Source organism: Aquimarina algicola (assembly GCF_006443095.1).
GTDB lineage: Bacteria > Bacteroidota > Bacteroidia > Flavobacteriales > Flavobacteriaceae > Aquimarina > Aquimarina algicola.
Map to the genome: position 1 here is coordinate 1 of NZ_VFWZ01000017.1, position 1,024 is coordinate 1,024.

Below are 1,024 nucleotides of genomic sequence, written 5' to 3' on the forward strand. Positions count from 1 at the left end.
TTGAAAAGTTAGACAAAAAAGACTTGGTAATGTATATCTATGCAGGAAAACCAAGTGCAAGATACAGTGCTAGTGCAGGAAATCAGCCTAGAATACAGCTTAATGATAAGTTTGCTAATGTAAGCGACATCAAACCTTTTATTTTAGCTGAAAGAGCTTCTAAAAGAGAAGAACTTGTACCCTTTCTTACAACTGCCCTAAAAGTGGACGGACAAACCAACATGGGACTTGTAGGAGATATCAAAAAAGAACTTAGAGAAGTACAGGCTCTAAAAATCAATTACACCACCAGAACTGGTGATGCAACTGACAATCTGAAGTAATAGATTCATTGCAAAATAAATATTTAAAAAAGTCCTACTTACCGTAGGACTTTTTTATTACTCCAAACGTATCTATAAATTGGCATAACTATTGCTAATTTTCACATAGTGATCCAAAACCAATAATTCAAATATCTAGCCACCCAATAATGATATTGAATTTGTAAAAAAACAACTATCGCAAAAAATATTTACACATAATTCAACATCATTAATTGGTCACTTTTTACTGATTATGTAAATAATTATTAACTAAATATTTTTTATTATGGTAAGAAGATTAGCACCAGAAGTTAATGCAGGATCTATGGCAGATATTGCATTTTTACTCCTCATTTTTTTCTTAGTCTCTACGACAATTGAGACAGATAATGGGATTAGCAGGAAACTCCCCCCTCCTATCAAAGATGACACTCAAATTTTTATCAAACAAAAAAACATCTTTACAGTAGAATTAAACAAAAACAACGATCTTTTGGTAGAGGAAGTTCCTATGGAATTGAAAGACCTTCGCGAAGCTGCTATTAAATTTTTAGATAATGGTGGCAGAAGAGGTGAAGACGCTTGTAACTACTGTCAGGGAGCTAAAGACCCTTCTTCTTCTGATAATCCTACAAAAGCAGTAATTTCTCTACGTAACAACAGAGAAACAAATTATGCTACTTATATCGCAGTGCAAAATGAGCTGGTAGCAGCTTATA

General features: G+C 33.2%; 2 protein-coding genes. Both read left to right on the forward strand.

Annotation, left to right across the window (positions count from 1 at the left end; genetic code table 11):
* On the forward strand, positions 1–323 hold a 323-nt coding region (locus tag FHK87_RS25950), incomplete at its 5' end, for a biopolymer transporter ExbD (protein WP_140597832.1).
* Between the two features lie 268 nt (positions 324–591).
* A partial coding sequence (locus FHK87_RS25955; RefSeq protein WP_140597835.1) for an ExbD/TolR family protein occupies positions 592–1,024 on the forward strand: 433 nt, incomplete at its 3' end.